This is a genomic window from Mesorhizobium loti (assembly GCF_003148495.1).
GTDB classification, from domain to species: domain Bacteria; phylum Pseudomonadota; class Alphaproteobacteria; order Rhizobiales; family Rhizobiaceae; genus Mesorhizobium; species Mesorhizobium loti.
Map to the genome: position 1 here is coordinate 1 of NZ_QGGH01000018.1, position 17,278 is coordinate 17,278.

General features: G+C 64.1%; 18 protein-coding genes. 12 read left to right on the forward strand and 6 right to left on the reverse strand.

The genetic code is table 11. The features are described 5' to 3' along the window. The 6 genes from C8D77_RS32770 to C8D77_RS32790 form a co-directional block, all read left to right on the forward strand. The coding region (locus C8D77_RS32770) for a 2-oxo acid dehydrogenase subunit E2 (protein ID WP_146211850.1) at nucleotides 1–136 on the forward strand (136 nt) is incomplete at its 5' end. Nucleotides 137–402: 266 nt separating this feature from the next. Then, nucleotides 403–1,389, forward strand: a complete 987-nt coding sequence (locus C8D77_RS32775; protein WP_109671571.1) for an ABC transporter substrate-binding protein — start codon at nucleotides 403–405, stop codon at nucleotides 1,387–1,389. Nucleotides 1,390–1,479: 90 nt separating this feature from the next. After that, the gene (locus tag C8D77_RS32780; protein WP_109671572.1) at nucleotides 1,480–3,183 is read left to right on the forward strand and encodes an ABC transporter permease; all 1,704 of its coding nucleotides are present in this window, start codon (nucleotides 1,480–1,482) and stop codon (nucleotides 3,181–3,183) included. Next, nucleotides 3,171–4,250 (forward strand): ABC transporter ATP-binding protein, encoded by a 1,080-nt coding sequence (locus tag C8D77_RS32785; protein ID WP_109671573.1) that lies wholly within the window; start codon nucleotides 3,171–3,173, stop codon nucleotides 4,248–4,250. Before C8D77_RS32780 ends, C8D77_RS32785 begins: the two co-directional genes overlap by 13 nt. Further along, entirely contained in the window at nucleotides 4,250–4,426 is a 177-nt protein-coding gene (locus C8D77_RS37870; protein ID WP_170136888.1) for a hypothetical protein, read from the forward strand. The genes C8D77_RS32785 and C8D77_RS37870 overlap by 1 nt, the downstream gene beginning before the upstream one ends. A gap of 32 nt (nucleotides 4,427–4,458) precedes the next feature. After that, complete coding sequence (locus C8D77_RS32790) at nucleotides 4,459–5,583, forward strand: DUF930 domain-containing protein (RefSeq protein ID WP_109671574.1); 1,125 nt, start codon at nucleotides 4,459–4,461, stop codon at nucleotides 5,581–5,583. Nucleotides 5,584–5,587: 4 nt separating this feature from the next. Here C8D77_RS32790 and C8D77_RS32795 read toward each other — a convergent pair whose 3' ends face one another. Continuing rightward, nucleotides 5,588–6,262 (reverse strand): HAD family hydrolase, encoded by a 675-nt coding sequence (locus C8D77_RS32795; RefSeq protein ID WP_109671656.1) that lies wholly within the window; start codon nucleotides 6,260–6,262, stop codon nucleotides 5,588–5,590. Between the two features lie 97 nt (nucleotides 6,263–6,359). Further along, a complete protein-coding gene (locus tag C8D77_RS32800) occupies nucleotides 6,360–7,001 on the reverse strand; it encodes a hypothetical protein (protein WP_109671575.1) in 642 nt (213 codons plus the stop codon). 195 nt (nucleotides 7,002–7,196) lie between these two features. Between C8D77_RS32800 and C8D77_RS32805 the strand changes: the two genes are divergently transcribed. The 5 genes from C8D77_RS32805 to ptsP are packed head-to-tail and all read left to right on the forward strand — an operon-like array spanning nucleotide 7,197 to nucleotide 11,921. Beyond that, entirely contained in the window at nucleotides 7,197–7,634 is a 438-nt protein-coding gene (locus tag C8D77_RS32805) for a transcriptional regulator GutM (RefSeq protein ID WP_023757337.1), read from the forward strand. Nucleotides 7,635–7,694: 60 nt separating this feature from the next. Then, a complete protein-coding gene (gene srlA, locus C8D77_RS32810) occupies nucleotides 7,695–8,456 on the forward strand; it encodes a PTS glucitol/sorbitol transporter subunit IIC (RefSeq protein ID WP_013529328.1) in 762 nt (253 codons plus the stop codon). Nucleotides 8,457–8,472: 16 nt separating this feature from the next. Then, on the forward strand, nucleotides 8,473–9,477 hold the full coding sequence (gene srlE, locus C8D77_RS32815; RefSeq protein WP_109671576.1) for a PTS glucitol/sorbitol transporter subunit IIB: 1,005 nt from the start codon (nucleotides 8,473–8,475) through the stop codon (nucleotides 9,475–9,477). Nucleotides 9,478–9,504: 27 nt separating this feature from the next. Then, nucleotides 9,505–9,885: a PTS glucitol/sorbitol transporter subunit IIA gene (locus C8D77_RS32820; RefSeq protein ID WP_109671577.1), complete on the forward strand. Its 381-nt coding sequence runs from the start codon at nucleotides 9,505–9,507 to the stop codon at nucleotides 9,883–9,885. Between the two features lie 56 nt (nucleotides 9,886–9,941). Beyond that, on the forward strand, nucleotides 9,942–11,921 hold the full coding sequence (gene ptsP, locus C8D77_RS32825) for a phosphoenolpyruvate--protein phosphotransferase (protein ID WP_109671578.1): 1,980 nt from the start codon (nucleotides 9,942–9,944) through the stop codon (nucleotides 11,919–11,921). A 23-nt stretch (nucleotides 11,922–11,944) separates the two neighbouring features. Here ptsP and C8D77_RS32830 read toward each other — a convergent pair whose 3' ends face one another. After that, a complete protein-coding gene (locus C8D77_RS32830; protein ID WP_109671579.1) occupies nucleotides 11,945–12,742 on the reverse strand; it encodes a hypothetical protein in 798 nt (265 codons plus the stop codon). Between the two features lie 159 nt (nucleotides 12,743–12,901). Here C8D77_RS32830 and C8D77_RS32835 point away from each other — a divergent pair, with 159 nt between their 5' ends. Beyond that, complete coding sequence (locus C8D77_RS32835) at nucleotides 12,902–13,918, forward strand: sugar-binding transcriptional regulator (RefSeq protein WP_109671580.1); 1,017 nt, start codon at nucleotides 12,902–12,904, stop codon at nucleotides 13,916–13,918. Here C8D77_RS32835 and C8D77_RS32840 read toward each other — a convergent pair. The 3 genes from C8D77_RS32840 to C8D77_RS32850 are packed head-to-tail and all read right to left on the reverse strand — an operon-like array spanning nucleotide 13,905 to nucleotide 17,086. Beyond that, nucleotides 13,905–14,756, reverse strand: coding sequence for a TIGR01459 family HAD-type hydrolase (locus C8D77_RS32840; protein ID WP_109671581.1), 852 nt, complete (start codon nucleotides 14,754–14,756; stop codon nucleotides 13,905–13,907). The genes C8D77_RS32835 and C8D77_RS32840 overlap by 14 nt on opposite strands. Further along, complete coding sequence (locus C8D77_RS32845; protein WP_109671582.1) at nucleotides 14,753–16,027, reverse strand: FGGY-family carbohydrate kinase; 1,275 nt, start codon at nucleotides 16,025–16,027, stop codon at nucleotides 14,753–14,755. Before C8D77_RS32845 ends, C8D77_RS32840 begins: the two co-directional genes overlap by 4 nt. Before the next feature lie 15 nt (nucleotides 16,028–16,042). Continuing rightward, nucleotides 16,043–17,086: a class II aldolase/adducin family protein gene (locus tag C8D77_RS32850; RefSeq protein WP_109671583.1), complete on the reverse strand. Its 1,044-nt coding sequence runs from the start codon at nucleotides 17,084–17,086 to the stop codon at nucleotides 16,043–16,045. Nucleotides 17,087–17,278: the final 192 nt, after the last annotated feature.

A 17,278-nucleotide genomic window follows, 5' to 3' on the forward strand; every position in this document is an offset into this window, starting at 1 on the left:
CGGCGAGATCAGAATAGCCACCGTGATGTCGGTGACGCTGTCGACCGACCATCGCGCCGTCGATGGTGCGCTTGGTGCAGAACTGCTGGTCGCCTTCAAGCGGCTGATCGAAAATCCGATGGGCATGCTGGTTTAGGACGGGAGAGGCAGCGAAACCTTCGGGTGGGGCGGCCAGTTGCATCGAAGGATCGCCAGCCCGCCAAAGGGCCATGAGGCTCGTGGAACGCCGGTTCCGCGGGCCGTAACTGTTGTGCCGTGAGAGCATTTCGCGCGAAGCTGTTGCCTGATCGGGTCGCACACGCGCTGTGTCATCCACCAGTCATATGCGCCGTGCAGGGAGGACGGGACGGGGAGCCGGCCAGGAGCCGGACCGGTCATGCACAGACAGGACAGGAGGTCTCATTGAAGACGCACTTCATCAAGCTGCTGGTCAGCCAGCTGGCGCTCGCGGCAACTTTGTTTGCCGGCGTGGCAAACGCCGAAACGCTGACGCTCTATACATCACAGCCGGAAGCCGACGCGGCCAAGACCGTGGACGCCTTCAAGAAGGCGCAGCCCGGCATCGACGTGACCATCTATCGTTCGGGAACGAGCGACATCCTGACCAAGATGGCGGCCGAGTTTGCCGCCGGCAGCCCGCAGCCCGATGTGCTTTTGATCGCCGACGCGGTCTCGATGGAGCTGTTGAAGAAGGACGACCGGCTGCTGCCTTATCCCGAGGCCAAGCTCGATGGCATCGACGCGGATGCCTATGACGCCGACAAGACCTATTTCGGCAGCAAGCTGATCACCACCGGCATCGTCTACAACACCGCCGCAGCCGAAAAGCCGGAGCATTGGGCCGATCTCGCCAAGCCGGCCTATGCCGATGGCCTGGTCATGCCGAGCCCGCTCTATTCGGGTGCGGCCGCCTACCTGCTTTCGGGCTTTGTCGGCGACACCAATTATGGCTGGGATTTCTTCCAGAAGCTGAAGACCAACAACACCGTCAGCGTGCGCGGCAACGGCGCCGTGCTGAAGTCGGTGGCATCAGGCGAGAAGCCCTATGGCATCCTGGTCGACTTCATGGCGATGAACGCCAAGAAGAAGGGCTCGCCGGTCGAATTCGTGTTCCCCAGCGAAGGCGTGCCGGCGGTGACCGAGCCGGTCGCCATCATGAAGACCGCCAAGAATGTCGAGGGCGCCAAGAGGTTCGTCGACTTCATTCTCTCGGATGAGGGCCAGAAGCTGGCACTGTCGATGGGCTATCTGCCGGCGCGCGCCTCGGTCGGCCGCCCCGAATGGCTGCCGGAAGGCGTCAAGGTCAACGTGATGCCGTTCGACACCAAGGCAATCGTTGCCACGACCGACGCCGACAAGGCGAAGTTCTCGGACCTGTTCGGCGGCTGAGACGGCAATCCCGGCGGGATGCCGTCCCAGCGGCATCCCTGACCGGCAAAACCCGATCGCATCGGCTGATCGATCCCAGGAAACGCAATCATGTCAACACGGATCAGGGAAAGCCGGGGGCAGGAAATGGCCCTGACGGCGGCGGTAGCCGTCGTCATCGTCCTGCTATCCCTGCTGCCGATGCTGCGTCTTATCAAGGAGATCGTGGCACCTGGCGGCACGCTGTCGACCGTCGCGATAAAGGCCGGGCTCGCCAGTCCCGCAACCTGGATCGCAACCTGGCATACGCTGGTCATCGGCGTTGGCGGCACCCTGCTTGCGGTGCTGTCGGGAACGCTGGTGGCCGTCCTCATCACGCTGACCGACATACGCAGCCGCAGCGCCCTGGTGCTTTGCTATGTCATGCCATTGATGATCGCGCCGCAGGTGACGGCGCTGGCCTGGCTGCAATTGTTCGGCCCGGCAAGCCCGTTCCTGAAGCTCTTTGGCGCAGCACCGCCGCTCGGCACCAAAAACCCGCTCTATTCCACGTCAGGCATCATCCTGCTGCTCGGCGTGCAGTATGGTCCGCTGGTCTTCCTGCTGGTGCGCGCCGGCCTGCGCAAGCTGCCGCGTGAACTGGTCGAGGCGGCGCGCGCCGGCGGCGCCGGCTGGTTCACCGTGCTGGTGACCATCGTGCTGCCGTTGATGACACCGTCGATCATGGCGGCCGCCGCACTCGCCTTCGTCTCCTGCGTCGGCAATTTCGGCATTCCGGCCTTTCTCGGCATTCCCGCCAATTATCTGGTGCTGCCAACCTTGATCTATCAACGGCTGGCAGGCGGTGGCCCCGCCGTGCTCGGCGAAACCGCGTTCCTGTCGGTGCTGATCGGTGTCATTGCCATGGCGGGCATCCTTGCCCAGGAGGTCATGAGCCGCCGCCGCGACTATCGCATCAGCTCCTCCTCGCTGGCGGCCGAACCCTATGAACTCGGCCGCTGGCGGCCCACCGTCCAGGCCGGCATGTGGCTGCTGATCGTGGTGGTGCTGTTGCTGCCGCTGTTCGGGCTGGTTTTGACATCGCTGGTGCCTGGCTACGGCATTGCGCTCACCGCCACGACGGCGACGCTCGATAATTATCGCTTCGTGCTGTTCGAGCATGACGCGGCCGGCCGCGCCTTCTTCAACAGCTTCTGGCTGTCGATCGCGGCGGCCTTCTTCGCGGTCCTCGTCGCCGTGCCGATCGGCTATCTGATCGCCTGGGGCAAGCAGCGCTGGGTGCGGCTGCTCAATCTGTCGGTCGAACTGCCCTATGCCTTGCCCGGTGTGGTGCTGGCGATCGCCTCGCTACTGCTGTTCCTGCGGCCAATCCCGCTGATCGGCATCCAGCTCTACAACACCGTCTGGATCATCCTCTACGCCTATCTTGCCCGCTTCCTGGTGCTGGCGCTGCGGCCGACCATCAGCGGCTATCACCAGATCGATCGGGCGCTGGAGGAAGCAGCGCAAATGGCAGGCGCCGGGCTGTTCACGCGCATGCGCACCATCATCTTCCCGCTCGTCGCGCCGGCGGCGATCGCCGGTGGCCTGCTGATCTTCATGACGGCGCTCAGCGAGCTCACGGTTTCGGCGCTGCTGTGGTCGTCGGGCTCGGAAACGATCGGCGTGGTGATGTTTTCCTTCGAGCAGGGCGGCGATTCCAACTACGCAGCGGCGATGTCCGTCATCACTGTCGCGGTCACCTTCGTGCTGATGCTGGTGACCAATCTGCTTGCCCCCTACCTTCCCAGCGGAGTGCTGCCATGGCGCGATTGAGCCTGGACAATGTGACCAAGAGCTTCGCCAATTTCGATGCCGTCAAGGACGTGTCGATCGATGTCGGCGACGGCGAGTTCCTGGCGGTGCTCGGCCCCTCCGGTTGCGGCAAGACGACGTTGCTGCGGCTGGTGGCCGGATTCGAGAAAGTGACGTCGGGCGAAATCCGCATCGGCAGCGAGGTCGTATCGGGCAAGGGCGGCAGCGTTGCGCCGGAAAAGCGGCGGGTCGGCATCGTCTTCCAGAATTATGCGTTGTGGCCGCACATGACGGTCGCCGAGAACATCGGCTATTCGCTGAAGGTCGCGAGGCTGGACAAGGCGGTCGCGCGCCAGAAGGTCGAAGATGCCCTCGCCCTGGTCAATCTGCAAGGGCTGGGCGACCGTCGGCCGGCCAATCTTTCCGGCGGCCAGCGCCAGCGCGTGGCGCTGGCGCGCTGCCTTGTCGCCACGCCCTCGTTGGTGCTGTTCGACGAGCCGCTCGCCAATCTCGACGTGCATCTCAGGGCCTCGATGGAGGACGAGTTCGCGTCCTTCCACAAGCGCACCGGCACGACCATCGTCTACATCACCCATGATCAGGCCGAGGCAATGGCGCTGGCCGATCGGATCGCGGTTATGGACAGCGGGCGTCTCGCCCAGCTGGCAACGCCGCGTGAACTCTATCATGAGCCGGCAAATGAAATGGTGGCGTCCTTCATTTCGCAAGGGATTTTGCTGCCCGCCGATGTGCTGAGCGCGGAGCAGGCGGGCCACTGCAAGGTCCGGGTTCTAGGCGCGGAGCTGGTTGTCCGCTGCCGGCCTGGCGAGCGGCCGCGCGCTGGGGCAAATATCTGCTGCCGGTCGGCCGATCTCGACGTGTCGCCGGATGGCCCCGGCTTCGATGGCCTGGTCAAGCGGGTGATCTACCAAGGCGGCTCGGCGCGCATCGAATTCACGCCTTCGACCAGTCCCGACCTTTCCTTGCATTTCGAACAGCCCGACCCGGTCGTGCTGGAGAGCGGAGCCAGGGCGCGTCTGCGGATACGGTCCGGCTGGCTGATCCCGGCGGCGGGGGCAGCATCGTGATGATGCTCGATCTGCTCGGTGGTTTTGGGGAAAAGGGCCGCACCAGCCTCGCTGTCAGCAGCGGCAACGACCGCATCCTGCTCGACGTCGGCCTCGGTAACACGGCCCTGCGCGTGGTGATCCAGATCACCAACCTGTCAGCGGCTAAATTGCGCCAATCCAGTGCTTATGCTTGAAGCCGCCGCCATTTCATTCCACATCGGTCAGGATGAAGGGCAAGACAGGAGAACGGCGTCGGAATCTGTTGTGGGGCTTGCCCGCATCGCTGATCATGCATGCGCTCATCGTAGCGCTCGTGGTCTACGGCCTGCGGAGTCCTCCTCAACAGCCGCAGGAGGAGCAGCCGGTCAATGTCGCGCTCGTGCCTGCGTCCGATCAGCCAAAACCGAAACCAGCTCCTGCACCACCGCCAAAGGAACCCAAAACCGAAAAGCCGCCGGAACCGAAGGTTGAAAAACCGCCCGAGCAGAAGGTTGAAAAGCCACCTCCGCCGGAAAAGCAGCCGCAGAAGCCGTCGCCAATCGAGGTGCTGAAACCTGTTTTTCAGTTCGGCGAGAAGGATACCGGCCCGAGGAAATCCCTGGATGGGGACAGCGCTCAGGACAACTCGCCATCACCGACCAAGGATGACGCGTCGAAGCCGCCTGTCGTGCCGAAGCAGGCAGAGAACAAATCGGCCGAGCCCACACAGGATGCGGAGAAGCAGGAAACTCCGATCCAGGAGATGGACAAACAGCAGGCAGACAAACAAGAGGCGGAAGCGCACGACGCCGACAAACAAGAGCCGGAAGCGTCACCAACGCCATTGGCTGCCGGCGAAGGTGAGATCGAGCTTCCCACGTCGGCAGAAGCGCCGAAGCCCAAACCCGCAAATACGCCGAAACCCGGCCCGTCAAAGGTCTCGAAATCCGGAAGCGGGGGCGCCGGGAAGCCAAGCTCGAAGGAGGTGGCCGTTGCCAAGTCGCGGACTTATTCCGGACTTCCGGGTGTTCACAGACTCTATTCGCAAGGCGCGACCGGCGATGCGTCGGCCACGACTTCGATGGCCGGTGTGCCTCGCGGCAAACGGGCAGCCCAACTTTGTGCCAGCGCGTTGCAGCAGCAATTGCTGGACGCCTCCTATTTCCCCGAGTTGATCCCAAGTGTTCCGCTGAAGGCCGGCAATATCCTTGACGCTCCGGATGTCGCCTTCCGCACCACAACCACATGGTATCATCTGGGCTTCCGGTGCGAGGTCGACACCGATGCGACGAAGGTCTTGTCCTTCAACTTCCGTGTCGGGCCAGTGATCCCGCCCGACCAATGGGTCCGCCTTGGACTGCCTGTTCGCTAACAGCCTAGGCGGGGACACCGAGTCCAGCCAATTGCCGGCTAACTTCTTGCCAGTCGGCGCAGATGAAATCGGCACCGGCCGCCGTCAGCCGCGCACCGTGCTCGCGATAGGTGTGACCGCCGCCTGTGTAACCGATCGCCGTCATGCCGGCGGCGACCGCGCCCTGGATGCCGAAGGGCGAATCCTCGATGACGATGCAGTCAGCGGGGTTGGCGCCCATCTTGTCGGCCGCAAACAGGAAGATGTCCGGTGCGGGCTTTCCGTTCTTGACCATCGAGGAGCTGTAGATCGCGTCGCCGAAAAACCGCGCAAGTCCGGTCACGGCCAGGCTGTGGTTTATGCGCTCGACGGAGGATGACGAGGCCACGCATCGGTCGCCCACAAGCGTCTGCAGAAACGCGGCGATGCCCAGTGTCGGCTTCAATTCTTCGGAGAACAGCGCCTTGGTCTCGGCCCAAATGTCGCTGTCTGCCGCCGCCGGAAACTGGTGGCCGGTCAATTCCCTGATCTTGGCGATGATATCGGACTGCTTCATGCCGATGCATTGGGCGATGATGCTGGTGTTGACGCCGGGCATGCCGTGTTTTTCATAGACGCGCTCATAGGCCCGGGCGGCCAGAGGCTCGCTGTCGACAAGAACGCCGTCGCAATCGAAAATGATAGGCCTTGGTCGAGCCACGAGCTTCTCCATCGAGTCAATTCCGCACATCGCTATCGGCAAAAAGTCAAATGTTCAATAGCGCGGGTGTTTTGGGGAGCGCAAAGCCGGCGCGCGGTCAAAGCTGGCGCAGCGCATCGCTCGCACGGGAAGACCCGAGCGCCCGCTGCATGGCTTGCCGGGACTGTGCGCGATCCGGCGTGATCCAGTTCGGTTCGGCGCCGAGGAAGCGGTCGAGGAAGGCCACCGCATAGGCTGGCATCTCGGTCACGTTCTCGCGATAGGACCACCATGTGCGCAGGTCGTCGGCGCATTTGTCGATGCTCGGTGCGCTGCCGAATTCCTGCTCGTGGATCGCCGAAATCACCGAGACGCAGTAGTTGGTGTAGAGGAACCCTTCCGGCCAGAAGCGGACGATTTCCAGCGTGCCGGCGTTTGTTTCCGTCTCGATCAACTGAGTGAGGCCGGAGACTTCCCTGGCCGGCGCCTGTTTTATCAATTCGCGCAGCACGAGGCCGGCGGCAAAGACGATGAAGTCGGCGCGATCGATCGCGGCGAAGCGCTTCTGCGCCTCCATGATCTCGACCCAGTCGAGAAAGGCCCTGGTGAGCTTGGCCTCGTCGATCTCGAAGCGCACGCCGAATGTGTCCGAGACCACCTTGGCGCTGCCGCGAAAGGTGGCGCGGAACCAGCGCAACTGCCGCAATCGATGGCGAAGGTCGGGCATCAAGGCCAGTTCGTCCCTGAAGGGCAGATCCATATTCCTCGTATCCTGTTTCCCGGTCAGGCTAGCACAATGGCGCCGTCGCCGAAATCTGTCAGCGTCCCTGTGGATGACGACAGCTAAGGCCAATATCATACATATTGACATTCTCGGAAACAAATGTTCTCACTTTGCTGTTGTCACGCGCCGGTCCAAGGTGCGGTTCAACTGAGGCTTCGGGAGGAGAACCGAATGGCGATTTGGCAGTGGGGACTGCTTCTGCTGGTTATCGTGTGGGCGTTGCAGTCGCTCGGCGTCTGGCTGCAGATGCGGCACTATTCGGATGTCTTCAGAGGCGTCACCGACCAGTACAAGGATGGCTTTGTCGGAGCCGGCAATTTTCGCGGTCGATTGGCCAAGGGCACCATCGCGCTCGTCGTGGTGACACCCGATCTGGTCGTGCGCCGCCTGATGGTGATGAGCGGCCGTTCCGTCTTCACCAAATTCAAAAGACATGAAGAGTTCGAGGGCGTTCCCCTCGATCGACTCCGGTCCAACCCTGCAATCATGGGGGAGGGGGAATCCGGTGTGGCCGAGGCCGTGAAGCGGGCGATCGAACAGATCGACAAAACACGGTCGGAGCCGGGGAAGAAGCCGGGTCTGTCCGGCTTGAACATAGCAAGGGCCTAGAGGACGAGAGGACGCCGCGCACCGACTGGGATCAACCGGCGGGCGGCATAAGGAGGAGAAATGTCTGTATTTTCGTTGTTGGCGCAGCATGCCGACATGGCCGTGCACAATCTGCATGTCGCAGGTGCCATGGTCTCGGATGCTGCATTGCATGGCAAGCTCGCCGTCGAGCATGCCTCTGACCATCTCGTTGTCCTGGCGCAAGCGGACAGCGGACCGATCACCGTCGATCAGTTCAAGGAAAAGCTGAAGGACGTCCAGCAGGAAGAGCAGCTCGGCTGGCTGACCGCCATCGGCAAGTACTTCATCGGCATCTTCCAGAAGGGCGGCGAGGTGTTCGCCGGCTTCGTCACCGGCATCATTCCGACGCTGGTGGTGCTGATGACGGCCTTCTACGCCGTCACCGAACTGGTCGGTGAAGAGCGCGTGCATGGCCTGGCGCGCGGCGCCGGCCGGATCGCGCTGACGCGCTATACGCTTTTGCCGCTGCTGGCGGTGTTCTTCCTCACCAATCCGATGGCCTATACGTTCGGATCGTTCCTGGAAGAGAAGCATAAGCCGGCCTTCTATGACGCGGCCGTGTCCTATGTGCACCCGCCGCTCGGCCTGTTCCCGCACATCAATCCCGGCGAGTATTTCGTCTGGGGCGGCATCCTGGTCGCGCTGCTGGAGCTGGAGAAGAAGGGCGTCGTCGTCGCCGGTTACCACGTCAAGGTGGCGATCTGGTACGCCATCGTCGGTCTCGTCGTCATCCTGCTCAAGGGCATGCTGACCGAACGCATCACCGCCATCATGGCACGCCGCCAGGGCGTCGAGCTGTAAGGGCGGGGAGGACATCATGGCCAAGACATACAAAGCCGTAAGGATCTCCCAGGGCAAAACCGGCTGGGGTGGCCCGCTCGTAATCGAGCCGACCGAACAGCGCAGCAAGGTTGTTTCCGTCACCGGTGGCGGCATCCATCCTGTGGCGCAGCTCATCGCCGATATGACCGGCGCCGAAGCCGTCGACGGCTTCAGGGCGCCGCCGATCGAAAGCGAGATGGCGGTGGTCGTCGTCGATTGCGGCGGCACCGCACGATGCGGCGTCTATCCGCGCAAGCGCATCCCGACCGTCAATCTGACGCCGGTCGGTCAATCCGGGCCGCTGGCCCAGTTCATCACCGAGGACATCTACGTTTCGGGCGTGAAGCCGGCCAACATCACAATGGCGGACGGATCCGAAACGGTCACGACTGCAGGGGGAGCAGCAGCGATGAGTTCGAGCAACAACAATGCGGCCGCGGCACCACAGCCGCTGCCGAGTGAAGGCGGGCTCATCGGCCTCATCAGCACGATCGGCCGCATCATGGGGCGTATTGTCGGCATCTTCTTCAATGCCGGTCGCCGCACCATCGACCAGGTCATCCGCAACGTGCTGCCGTTCATGGCCTTCGTGACCATGCTCATCGGTCTGATCCTCTACACCGGCATCGGCGATGTGCTGGCGCAGCCGATGGGTCCGCTGGCCAACAACATTGTCGGCCTGCTGATCATCTCGGCGATCTGCGGTCTGCCGTTCCTGTCGCCCATCCTCGGGCCAGGCGCTGTCATCGCGCAGGTTATCGGCGTCGCCATCATCGGCCCGCAGATCGCCAACGGCACGATTTCGCCGGCGATGGCACTGCCGGCGCTGTTTGCCTACAATACCCAGGTGGGCTGCGACTTCGTCCCCGTTGGCCTGGCGCTCGGTGAGGCCAAACCTAAGACGATCGAAATCGGTGTTCCGGCGGTGCTTATCAGCCGCCAGATCATGGGCCCGGTCTCGGTGCTGATCGCCTGGGTCGTCAGCCTGATCGTGTTCTAAGACAGATACAAAAATGAGGTTCGCCATATGACGGTTCTGCTGAGAACACGGGTCACTGCCATCGGACCCGAAGTGGCGGACCTTGCCGAAGGGGGCGTGGTCATCCTGTTCGCGGATGGCTCGCCACCGGAGCTTGCCGAGGTTTCGGTGCTCCACAAGACGGAGCAGGGACCAAGTGACGGAGCGCCCGCCAAGGGCGCTTCGATCACCCTCGGCCCGGTTGCCGCAGTTATAACGGCGGTCGGTTCCAGCGCCTGGAGCAAGGTGCTCGAAATGGGCCATGTCGTCATCTCGTTCAACGGCGCCACCGAGGCCGAGAGACCGGGCGAAATCTGTGCATCGCAAGTCGATCCGCAAGCGCTCGTGGCCGCCCTGAAGACCGGCGCGATCATCACCATCGCCGCCTGACAGCATTCGCGCCGCGATCTATGTTGGGGGCGGCGCCCAGAACCAGAGTATTTGCCATGGAACGCTCGACCATCGTCAGAGTGCATGAAGGTTTGCACGCCCGTCCCGCGACACGGTTCGTCAAGCTCGCCAAGGGTTTCGAATCCGATGTCGAGCTGGTCAAGGACGGCAAGGCGGTCAGTGCCAAGAGCTCGGTCAAGCTGATGCTGCTGGCGGTCAAGGAGAACCAGGAAGTCACGGTGCGGGCGAATGGCGCCGATGCCATCGAGGCGATCGAGGCGCTGATCGGCTATCTCGAAAATCCGAGAGCTGGCCTGGATGATGAAGCCGAGGTGCAGAGCCCGGCGCATGATGCCGGGCAGGAAGTAGCACCAGTGCCCGAACCCTCGCCGGCGGCGCTTGGTCGAGCAAACGGCTTGCGCGGCGTGGCGGCAAGCGAAGGTTTTGCCATCGGCCCGGCCTTTGCGCATTTCCCGCCCGATATCGCCGGACAAGGCCGCATGTTGCAGGCCGAGGAGATCACCGGCGAGATCGACAGGTTCCGCGCCGCGGTCCGCGCGGTCCAGGCACGCATGGACCATGCGTTGGCGCAGGACAGTCTGTCGGCTGGAGACCGCGGTATCGTCGCCGCACTCCGGGACATTGCCGCCGACGACAGTCTGACTGGCGAGGCCGAGGGCCTGATCAAGGGCGGCAACGATGCGATTTCAGCGGTCATCACCGCAGCGTCCACAATCGCCGCCGATTTCAGCGCCGTCGACGATCACTATCTCAACGCGCGGGCGGACGACGTTCATGCGGTCGGACGGCAGATCTGCCTGGTACTGCTCGGGCAGGATGATGTCAGTCTCGAAAACATTCCCGAGGGCGCCATTCTCATCGCCGACGATATCGGCGCCTGGGATCTGGCGCGCGCGCCGCTGAAGCGCATCGGCGGCGTGGTGTGCGGCCATGGCGGCGCCACCTCGCACATCGCCATCATTGCCCGCTCGCACGGCATTCCGGCGGTGCTCGGCCTCGGCGCCCAGGTCAATGCCTTGCGCACCGCGCGAGAAGTCGCACTCGACGGCAATGGCGGCCATGTGATCATCGACCCCGACGCGGCGACCCGCGCCGATTTCGCCGGCCGCGTCGAAGCGGCGGCAAAGGAGCGCGCCGGCTTGACCGTCTTCAAGACGGTGACGCCGAAGCTCGCCGACGGCAGGATCATCGAGGTCGCGGCTAATATCGGCTCGCTGGAGGAGATCGAGGCAGCGCTAGAGGCCGGCGCCATGGGCGTCGGCCTGTTCCGCACCGAGCTTCTGTTCATGCGCCATATGCACCTGCCTTCGGAAGACATGCAGGCCGAGACCTATGCGGCGCTGGCCAAGGCCTTTGCGCCCTACCCGGTCATCGTGCGTACGCTCGACATCGGCGGCGACAAGCCGATTGCCGGCATCGAATTTCCCGATGAGGAAAACCCCTTCCTCGGCTGGCGCGGCATCCGCATGTGCCTCGACCGGCCCGACATCTTCAAGCGCCAGCTCAGGGCGCTGCTGCGAGCCGCCGTGCACGGCAACATCAAGGTGATGCTGCCGATGGTGTCGGATATTTCCGAAGTCACGCGCACCCGCGCACTGGTCGAGGAATGTGCCGCCGAACTGAAAGCCGAAGGCGTGCCGCACGCAACGTTCGATCTCGGCGTGATGATCGAGACCCCGGCCGCCGTGCTGATCGCGCCGGCACTGGCCAAGGAGGTGGATTTTTTCTCGATCGGCACCAATGATCTCACCCAGTACATCATGGCCGCCGACCGGCTGAACCCGACGGTGGCCAAGCTCAACGATGTCACCAATCCAGCCGTCATGTCGGCGATCGAAATGACGGCAAAAGCCGGGGTCGCCGCCGGCATCATGGTCGGCATGTGTGGTGAGGCGGCCGGCCGCCCCGACCTTATTGCGACCTTCGTGAAGATGGGGCTGACCGAGCTCTCGATGAGCCCGGCCTCGATCCAGCGCGCCAAGAAGACAATCATGGCGATGGCTTCTGGAGACTAAATCTGAGTGACCGCTACCGTCAGTTACGGCAGATGGGCAAGCAAAGTGGCGAAAACGGGTGTCAACTCAGCGATCGGGCTCGCCTTGGCGCAGGCCTGAACGATGCGGTCATGACGGATGTCGGCGGCCAGGATAGCGATCTCCAGCATGTCCGGCTCCGGCGCGCCGTCCCTGCCGGTGGTTGCCAGGCCGCAGGCCAGAGCGAGCGGCGCCAGGCAGCTTATGTCGAGCGCCCGGCCGCCCACCGGCGTTTCCGGCGCGGCCTCGGCAAAGCGAACGGGACGCTGATTGAGGCACTCGACCAGCAGCGCCGAGCAGCTGGCCGCGATTGCCTGCAGTCCAGCACCCGGCGCGGCCAGTGCGGCCAGGAGATCGCCATGCCGCTTGTGCATCGTGGCATGGACGGCCGCGAAATCGGCTTCGTGGATGCGGGCATTGTCGATGTTCAGGCCGGCAAGCACCGCCTTGGTCAGATAATACATATCGCGCCGGAACAGGCGCTCAGCGCTCAGCTGGCGATCCTCGCTGCCGACCGGAAAATAGGTGCCGAGGCCCTTTACCGTCGTGCCGTCCACCTTTATCGGGCGCTCATGCGGGACAAAGGATTCGGCGATCGACAGCGCTTCGTCGACGGCACTCGCGGCATGGCTGAGCAGGCCTTCGATGCCCTTGCCCGGAAATGGCGGCAGATGGCTGGTTGCTTCGCGCAGGACACTGGCGTCGCCGCTGCCGTCGTGGCGGCTCTGACGGATGATTTCGCGGACTTCCCGCAACCGGTCCTTCAGATTGACGCGGACATCTTCGGAGATTTGTCGGAGCATCGCGGATCGCCTCGAAATTTGCTGCGGATGGCCGCCAACAGGGGGTGGCCGCCACCTCTACATTGTTCCTATCGATTGGTAGATCAATAGGCGATACTAGACCAGCATGCAGAATCGGCGACGGCGCGCTCGTCCGTCGCCGCAGGGGGAGAGACAGGCGTGGGCAGGCGACGACAGGGCGAAAGCGAAGACGGGCGAGGCGGAAGTGCGGCAACCGAGCAGGTCGCCAGCGAAAGCCGGACGGATCGCCTTAGGATTCGCGCCGCCTGGATGTATTTCGTCGAGCAGATGACACAGAACGAGATCGCCGATGTGCTCGGCGTCGGCCGCGTCACCATCGTGCGCATGCTGGCGGACGCCCGCGCGCGCAACGAGGTGAAGATCAGCATCGAGAGCGAATTGTCGGAGATCGTGCGGTTGGAGCGCGCGCTGGAAAAGACGTTCGGGCTGCAGCAGGCGCTGGTGGCGCCGCTTTCCACGCCCGACGCCGATCCGATACCGGCAATCAGCGCCAAGACCGGCAGTTTCCTGTCGGACACGATGAAGTCCGGCATGCGGGTCGGCGTCGGCTGGGGTCAGACGCTGTTCTCGAGCCTGCCCTTCATCAGCGCCAAGTCGCTCACCGACTTCAAGGTCATTTCGCTGCTTGGCGGTGTCGGCGTCGTGCGCCGATACAACCCGGCCGAGTTCGCCTGGCGCTTCGCCCAAATCTTCCAGGGCGACGGCTATCTGATCCCGACGCCGGCCGTCGTCGACAGCGTCGAGACCAAGATCGCGCTGGTCGAGCGCTGCGGCCTGCAGGAGGTTTTTGAAATGGCCAACGTGCTCGATGCCGTTTTGCTGAGCGTCGGTGGCATCGCCTCGGCCACCACCTTCTCTCGCGGCGGCTTTCTCAAGGAAGCGGATCGGGAGGCCCTGCTTGCGCGTGGCGCGGTTGGCGACCTTCTGTTCCATTTCTTCGACCGCAATGGCGATCTGGTCGACCATCCCGTCAACAGCCACGTGATGTCGGTGGATGTCGACCGTTTGCGCGCGGCGCCGATCCGCATCCTCACCTCCGGCGGTGCGGAGAAGACCGAGGCGCTGCTCGGCGCCATGAACCTCATCGCCCCGACCATCCTGATCACCGATGAGGAAAGTGCAAGGCGCATGCTGGAAGCGGTCAGCGGAAGCTGAAGCTGTCCGTGATGTAGTCCGGCCATGCCTGCTGTTCGTTGAAATCAGCGGCGAGATCTGATGTGTCCGCCAAAATTCCGCTCAGAACCAGCGCCGTGGCGATGCCGGCGCCATTACCACCGGCAATGTCATGCTCGACACTGTCGCCGACGCAGACCACGAGACTACGGTCTGGCTTGCCCGCCATCTCCAGTGCCGCGTCGAAAATCGCCTTGTAGGGCTTGCCGATGCGAGTGACGCTGCCGCCAAGGCTTTCGTAGAGATCGGCGATCTCGCCGGCGCCGAAGCGGGGGCCGACAGCCGTCAGCATGATCCTGTCGGGATTGGTGCAGAAGCACGGCACCTGTCGCGCAGCTGCCGGGGCAAGCAGCCTGATGTAATGGTCGAGGTCGTAGCGATCGCCCTCGCTGGCCGAGATCAGCACCAGTTCGGCGTCTTCACCGGCCTCGGTCAGCACGAAGGGCAGGCCTTCGATCGCGGTGCGGTCGTTGTCGCGGCTGATCAGCAGGCATTCTGTCCCCGGGCGCAGTTGTCCCGATGCTGCCATGTCATTAAAGGATCGCCACGCCACCTCGCCGGAGGAGACGAAATGGTCCCAGCTCCCCGGTTCGAAGCCGAGTTTCATAAGCCGGCTTTCATTGGGTTGTGCCCGCTTGCCGGAATTCGAGATCAGCACGACGGTCTTGCCGGCGCGTTTCAGCGCGGACAGGGCCGCCACCGCGCCCGGATAGGGTCGCGTGCCGTCATGCAGAACGCCGAACTGGTCAAGCAGGAACACCGCATAGCGCTCCGCCAGCGGCCCGATGCCGTCGAGACGTTCGACCCGTTTCGCGCTCATAGGAGCCCCGCCTTGCTCGCGCCCATCAGCGCCAGCCGCGCCGTGCCGGCGGCAGCCTCGTCGGAAAGCGCGGGTAGGAAATCGACGCCGAGCTTGCGCTGCCGGATTGCCGTCCAGGTCGGGTTTGCGGCGCCGCCACCGACGCTCCTGACCGATGTCAGCGCAGGCGCGCCGAGTTCGGCAAGCCTGTCATAGCCAAGCGCTTCGATCGCGGCGATGCCTTCGAACATCGCTTTCAGATAGTTCGCGTCATCCGCTGGCCGGGGCGTGAGGCGTGGCGGCAACGCCGGATCGGCGATCGGGAAGCGTTCGCCTGAAGTGCTGAGCGGGTAGTAGTCGAGGCCGGTCGTGGTCTTGGGGTCGATTGCCGCGCTGAGTTCGATGATGCGCGCCAGCGGAAAATGCTGGGCCAGCACCTTGCCGCCGGAATTCGAAGCGCCGCCCGCCAGCCAGGCGTTGCCGAGCCGATGGCTGTAGATGCCGAAGCGCGGCGCGGAGATCGGCCGGTTGGAGAGGATCTTGATGGTCAGCGACGACCCCAGCGCGGTGACGCCGTCGCCGATGGCCGCCGCGCCGGTCGCCAGGAACGAGGCGCAGCCGTCCGTCGTGCCAGCGACAACGACCACATCGCGCGGCAAGCCGAACAGCTCCGCGGCGGCAGCGGTGAGAGCGCCGGTGACATCGCCCGGTTCGACGACGCGCGGCAGCAGTTCCATGCGCATTCCGGCCGCCGCGATCCAGTCCGGCCAGCGGCGGGCTTCGACGTCATAGCCTGTCTTCAGGACATTGTTCTCGTCGCTGACATCGAAGCGACCGGACAAATTTCCGGCGATCCAGTCGGCCTGGTGCAGCACCATTGCAATGCCGGGCATGCTCTGGAAGCGCAGGGCCTTGGCGAGGCCGGATGTCGCTCCGTGCGCGGCACTTGCGGCCGGGGCCTCGCGGGCAATCGCGGCCAGGATGTCGCCGTCGGCGACCTTGTCGTTGTACATCAGTGGCTCGGCCAGCGGCCGTCCGGCGACATCGACCGGCAGCAGCGTGCCCGACGTGCCGTCGATGGCGATGGCGCGGACCGCCGCGCGGTCGATGCCGGAAAGCAGCTCGGTAAGCGCTGCGCCAACCGCCGACCACCACACAGCGGGATCGCGCGGGTTCCGGCCGAACCTGTCGAGCGGAACGGCCGAATGCCCGGCAATGGAGAACTCCGGCCGCATGGCGACGGCGCGCGCACCCGATGTGCCGATGTCGATGCCGATGACGAGTGGCATCATGTCATCCGTCCTTTGCTAGCCGCCGGCCGCGTTGAGCTTCTGGCGATACTGCTCGGCGTCCCAGTTGACCAGCTCGTCATTTTCGGCGGCGGTGAGATAGTTCAGCCGCGCCGCGATGTCGATGCGCGCCGTCACGTCGGCAAGGCAGCGTTGCATGGCGTCGGCGCCGGCACTGGCGTCGCCGCGCATCAGCACGCCTGCGCCGGGAAACAGGATCGCAGCCGGCGGCGTGCCCAGACGTGCGATGACATCGGCCACGGTCTCGCCAGGCCTCGCCGCGACCGAGCCCTGGCCGAGGAAGATGACGTGGTCCGGATAGAGGCTGCCGGCCTGCGCCATGCGGCGGCTCTCCGGGTCAAGCGCAACCGCATGCGCTTCGACATCGGCCGGAAATCTGTAACCGCTGTCGCCGGCAAGCGCCGTCAAGGCGGTAAGGTCGGGCGCGGCGGTCGCGCGCGCCGGCCGGGCCAGCAGCGACCGGACGCGGCGCAGCAGAAGCTCCGCTCCGGCGACGGTTTCAGCGGCGACGACCAGCCCGTGATTGCCAAGGATGAGAACGTCGACATCAGGCCGCAGTTTTTCGGCAATGCCGCGGGCAAGCGGTAGGCCTGGCCGGAAATAGGGCACATAGGCCCATTCGATGCCATCGAGCCGCCTGGCGACCTCGGCCTCGCCATCGGCCTGCACGGCAAGCGAGATGGTGTCGACGCAATGGACGTGCAGAACGACGCGCTGCGGCATCAAGGCGTGCACTGTGGTCTCGATCGACGGACGTAAGCCGCGCGGGTTGAGCGCTGCAACGGTGAAACCCTGCGGCTGGTCGGCGGCGCGATCGCGCCGTTCGACAGCCCGAAGCAGCGGCGCCATCGCCACCGGCACCATGATGTCGTCGGTGAGCGCGTCCTTCAGCCAGGTGCCGGAAGCCTTGATCCACAACGTGTCGCCGGCCTTCAGCGAGGTGTTGCCGCCTGCCGCCTGGGTCAGATGCGGACTCTGCCCGATGCTGGCCGAAAGCGCCCGCAAGGCCGCCAGTTCCTGCGCGTCAGCTTGGGTCGCCATGGCGCTTTTCCTCCAACGGCTCGGCCGTGTCCTGCGCGAAATCCCGTTGCAGGGATCGAATCGGCGCTGATATCGCAGATACGAGTGATCTACGTCAACAGTGATCTACTATCATCAAAACACGCTTGCAATCCGCCTAATGTTGAGTAAGTTGCGCCAATTGCCATGGAAAAGGGCATCCGGGAGGAAGAG

Excerpts from the sequence above, each read along its gene's own strand:
- C8D77_RS32780 (WP_109671572.1), top strand. The coding sequence starts at position 1,480 with ATGTCAACACGGATCAGGGAAAGCCGGGGGCAGGAAATGGCCCTGACG.
- C8D77_RS32785 (WP_109671573.1), top strand. The coding sequence starts at position 3,171 with ATGGCGCGATTGAGCCTGGACAATGTGACCAAGAGCTTCGCCAATTTC.
- C8D77_RS37870 (WP_170136888.1), top strand. The coding sequence starts at position 4,250 with ATGATGCTCGATCTGCTCGGTGGTTTTGGGGAAAAGGGCCGCACCAGC.
- C8D77_RS32790 (WP_109671574.1), top strand. The coding sequence starts at position 4,459 with ATGAAGGGCAAGACAGGAGAACGGCGTCGGAATCTGTTGTGGGGCTTG.
- C8D77_RS32800 (WP_109671575.1), bottom strand. The coding sequence starts at position 7,001 with ATGGATCTGCCCTTCAGGGACGAACTGGCCTTGATGCCCGACCTTCGC.
- C8D77_RS32805 (WP_023757337.1), top strand. The coding sequence starts at position 7,197 with ATGGCGATTTGGCAGTGGGGACTGCTTCTGCTGGTTATCGTGTGGGCG.
- srlA (WP_013529328.1), top strand. The coding sequence starts at position 7,695 with ATGTCTGTATTTTCGTTGTTGGCGCAGCATGCCGACATGGCCGTGCAC.
- srlE (WP_109671576.1), top strand. The coding sequence starts at position 8,473 with ATGGCCAAGACATACAAAGCCGTAAGGATCTCCCAGGGCAAAACCGGC.
- C8D77_RS32820 (WP_109671577.1), top strand. The coding sequence starts at position 9,505 with ATGACGGTTCTGCTGAGAACACGGGTCACTGCCATCGGACCCGAAGTG.
- ptsP (WP_109671578.1), top strand. The coding sequence starts at position 9,942 with ATGGAACGCTCGACCATCGTCAGAGTGCATGAAGGTTTGCACGCCCGT.
- C8D77_RS32830 (WP_109671579.1), bottom strand. The coding sequence starts at position 12,742 with ATGCTCCGACAAATCTCCGAAGATGTCCGCGTCAATCTGAAGGACCGG.
- C8D77_RS32840 (WP_109671581.1), bottom strand. The coding sequence starts at position 14,756 with ATGAGCGCGAAACGGGTCGAACGTCTCGACGGCATCGGGCCGCTGGCG.
- C8D77_RS32845 (WP_109671582.1), bottom strand. The coding sequence starts at position 16,027 with ATGATGCCACTCGTCATCGGCATCGACATCGGCACATCGGGTGCGCGC.
- C8D77_RS32850 (WP_109671583.1), bottom strand. The coding sequence starts at position 17,086 with ATGGCGACCCAAGCTGACGCGCAGGAACTGGCGGCCTTGCGGGCGCTT.